Raw genomic sequence first — 3,489 nt, forward strand, 5'->3', positions numbered from 1 at the left:
GGATCAAACTCTCCATGAATGTTTACCCGTAATCGGGTGCACACACACGCAGAGCGGGACGATCATGTCGGAATAAGACCGACCGTCCACTGCGTCCTCGCTGTGTAATTGCCTGCAAGCACTCCACAAGGAAGCCTCACAGGTCTTTTTCAAAGGAACCTCATCCACCGAAGTGGACGGGGTATCAACTTTTGGCGTTGATTTTTGGCACGCTGTTGAGTTCTCAAGGAACGGACGCTTCCTTTGTACTCACCCTCGCGGGCTTTCCTCCGGGCTTTCGTTCTGTGTTCTTGCGTTTCCGACTCTATCAGACTCTTTCGGGCCCGATTTCCTCGGTGCTTTCGAGGTTGCGCGCTTTCGCGCTTTCCCTTTTCGGCGATTCCGACTCTATCAGAAGGTTTCCACCGGATTTACCGGCTTCGGATTCCTGAATGTGGAGTCGATGCGTGCCCCGCTGGAATTCCATTCCCTGCAGGGGCGAGAGAGATTCTAATCCGTCACTGCCGGACTGTCCAGTCCGTGGCAACCGTTAAAATCTACCTCCCCGTTCGCTCCGTGTCAACAGGGCTTCCGGGCCGACGAGGAGACTAGCAGCTCAGCGGGCCTGTACGCACATCAGGCCGCGGTGGGAAGCGTCGCCGTGCGGTCTGCGGCCTCCACGTCGCCCGCCTCGCCGGCGCGGGAGGCCCGGCCGCCGAGGACGAAGACGTAGAGCAGGAAGGCCGCCTCGGCCACGACGCCGATGGTGATGCGGGCCCAGGTGGGCAGGCCGGACGGGGTCACGAAACCTTCGATCAGGCCCGACACGAAGAGGACCACCGCGAGGCCGATGGCCATGCCGAGGGCCGCGCGGCCCCGTTCGGCGAGGGCGGTGCGGCGGGTGCGGGGGCCCGGGTCGATGACCGTCCAGCCCAGGCGCAGGCCGGTGCCCGCGGCGACGAAGACCGCCGTCAGTTCGAGCAGGCCGTGCGGGAGGATCAGGCCGAGGAACACGTCCAGGCGGCCGGCGGAGGCCATCAGCCCGAGGCCGACGCCCAGGTTGGCCATGTTCAGGAAGAGGATCCAGAGCACGGGGAGGCCGAGGAAGGCGCCGAGGACGAGGCAGATCGCCGCCGCCTGTGCGTTGTTCGTCCAGACCTGGGCGGCGAAGGAGCCCGCGGGATGGCTGGAGTAGTACGTCTCGTACTGGCCGCCCGGCTTCGTGAGCTCCTTGAGGTGCTCGGGGGCGGCGATGGCGCCCTGGACCTCCGGGTGCGTGGCTATCCACCAGCCGATGAGCACCCCGAGCGCCGTGGAGAGCAGCGCGGTCGGTATCCACCAGCGCCGGCTGCGGTACACCGCGGCGGGGAAGCCCACCGTGAAGAACAGGACCGCGTCGCGCCAGCCGGCCCGGCGGGTGCCCGTGACCGTGGCGCGGGCGCGGGCGACCAGCTGGGTGAGGCGCCCCGTGAGCATGGGGTCGGGGGCGCTGGACTGGACGAGCGAGAGATGGGTGGAGGTGCGCTGGTAGAGGGCGACGAGTTCGTCGGCCTCGGCGCCGGTCAGTTTGCGGCCGCGGCCCAGGAGCTGTTCCAGGCGGTCCCATTCCGCGCGGTGTGCCGTCACGAAGACGTCGAGATCCATCCGGTTGCCGCTCCCCTGCCCCAGTGCCCCTGCTGCTGGCTATTCCTCGTGTGGTCAGCTTGGCAGACTGGAAGCCTCAGGGGCGGGGCAGGTCACGTGAAAGGTGCTGTGGTGAGCGATCTGGTGACGGGGGACGCGGTCGTCCTGGGGTTGAGGCCGGCGAGGCTGCCGAGCCGGGCGCTGGCGATCGTCCTCGACCTGGTCGTGTACGTCGCCGGATACGTGATCCTGTCGATCGGGCTGGCCTTCGCCATCGCCTCGCTCGACGCAGCCGCGCAGGCGGCCGTGACGGTGGCGTCGTTCCTCCTGCTGCTGGTCGGTGTGCCGATCGCGGTGGAGACGCTCAGCCACGGCCGGTCGCTGGGCAAGCTGGCGTGCGGACTGCGGGTGGTGCGGGACGACGGCGGGCCGATCCGGTTCCGGCACGCGCTGGTGCGCGGGGCCATGGGGGTCGTGGAGCTGCTGATGACCTTCGGGGCCGTGGCGTGCATCGCCTCGCTGGTGTCGGCGCGCGGGCGGCGGCTCGGCGACGTGTTCGCGGGGACCCTGGTCATCCGGGAGCGGGTGCCGGGGGCGCGGGTGATGCCGGTGCCTGCGCCGCCGCCGTGGCTGGCCGGGCGGTTCGCCGGGCTGGACCTGTCGGCGGTGCCGGACGGGCTGTGGCTGGCGATACGGCAGTACCTGACGCGGATGAACCAGCTGGATCCCCGGGTCGGCGCGGCGATGGCGGCGCGGCTCGCGGACGATGTGGTCGCGCGGACGGGGGCGCCCGCGCCGGTAGGGGTGCCGGCCGCCGCGTTCCTGATGGCCGTGGTGCACGAGCGGCAGTCGCGGGATGCGGCCCGGGCCTTCCGCCCGGCGGCTTCGGCTCCGGCCGGCGCCGGGTACGCCGCGGCTCCCGCCGCCGGATTCGGCCCGGTGCCCGGGGCCGGGTACGCGCCCGCGGCCGGTCCCGTACCGGTACCCGTCCCGCACGTCGCCCCCGCGCCGGCGGCGCCCGTGGACGCGCCGCGCGCCGGTGGGTTCGCGCCGCCCGCCTGAGGGGTTACTCCCCGAAGGTCGAGGGCGGGGTCTCCAGGTGTTCCAGTTCGATGCCCGGGGCGGACAGGACCACGTCGCCCGCGATGTGGACCGTGTGGACCTCGCCGGTGTCCAGTGCGCTGACCTGGTACTCGTCCACCAGGAGCGGGCCGCTGTCGGTGGGGTGCTCCTCGCGGCGCAGCAGGGCCCAGGCCTGATCGACCGTACGGGGGGCCAGTACCGGGTCGGTGAGGGCGAGGAGCCGGACGCGCGTGGCGGGGGCGCCGGGGGTCAGGCGCAGCAGGCGGGCCGTCGCGACGAGGAAGGCCGGTGAGGTGCCGGTGAAGCCGGGGGCGTGGACGTTGCCCTCGGTGGCCTCGGCGCCCGTGGGGTCGGTGCGGACCCAGGTGACGCCGTCGATGGCGGCCCCGCGGACCTGCCAGCTCGACGCGTTCACCTCGAGGCGGATGGGGCGGCCCAGTTCGTCGATGGCCAGGTCGACGGAGCCGCGGTGGTCGCCGTTCGGGGCGGTCAGCTGGGAGACGTAGCGCCAGCCGGAGGGGCCGGGGGCGCAGTGGAAGTGCTCCTCGCCGAGGGGGGTGTGGTCGTGCGGGTCGTGCAGGGAGTAGCGGCCGCGGGGCATCGTGTCGGTCCTTGGATGGGTACGGGGCAGGCCCCCGGCATCTCGCCGGGGGCCTGCGTGACGTGCTGCTGCTACTGCCGTGCGGGGATCAGTAGCGGTAGTGGTCGGGCTTGTACGGGCCCTCGACCTTGACGCCGATGTAGTCGGCCTGCTCGGGACGCAGGGTGGTGAGCCTGACGCCCAGCGCGTCCAGGTGCAGGCGG

General features: G+C 71.1%; 4 protein-coding genes. 1 reads left to right on the forward strand and 3 read right to left on the reverse strand.

Features of this window, described 5'->3' with window-relative positions; genetic code table 11:
* Positions 1–615 precede the first annotated feature (615 nt).
* Positions 616–1,623, reverse strand: a complete 1,008-nt coding sequence (locus ACIPUC_RS37195) for a stage II sporulation protein M (RefSeq protein WP_446594864.1) — start codon at positions 1,621–1,623, stop codon at positions 616–618.
* A 111-nt stretch (positions 1,624–1,734) separates the two neighbouring features.
* On the opposite strand from ACIPUC_RS37195, the gene ACIPUC_RS37200 reads away from it, so the two are divergent.
* Positions 1,735–2,664, forward strand: coding sequence for an RDD family protein (locus ACIPUC_RS37200; protein ID WP_446594865.1), 930 nt, complete (start codon positions 1,735–1,737; stop codon positions 2,662–2,664).
* A 4-nt stretch (positions 2,665–2,668) separates the two neighbouring features.
* Here the strand turns inward: ACIPUC_RS37200 and ACIPUC_RS37205 are convergent, their stop codons facing one another.
* Together ACIPUC_RS37205 and ACIPUC_RS37210 are read right to left on the reverse strand one after the other, a co-directional pair.
* Positions 2,669–3,286, reverse strand: coding sequence for a hypothetical protein (locus ACIPUC_RS37205; RefSeq protein WP_446594866.1), 618 nt, complete (start codon positions 3,284–3,286; stop codon positions 2,669–2,671).
* Positions 3,287–3,374: 88 nt separating this feature from the next.
* A partial coding sequence (locus tag ACIPUC_RS37210) for an adenosylhomocysteinase (RefSeq protein ID WP_351831750.1) occupies positions 3,375–3,489 on the reverse strand: 115 nt, incomplete at its 5' end.

Source organism: Streptomyces sp. LARHCF249 (assembly GCF_052871255.1).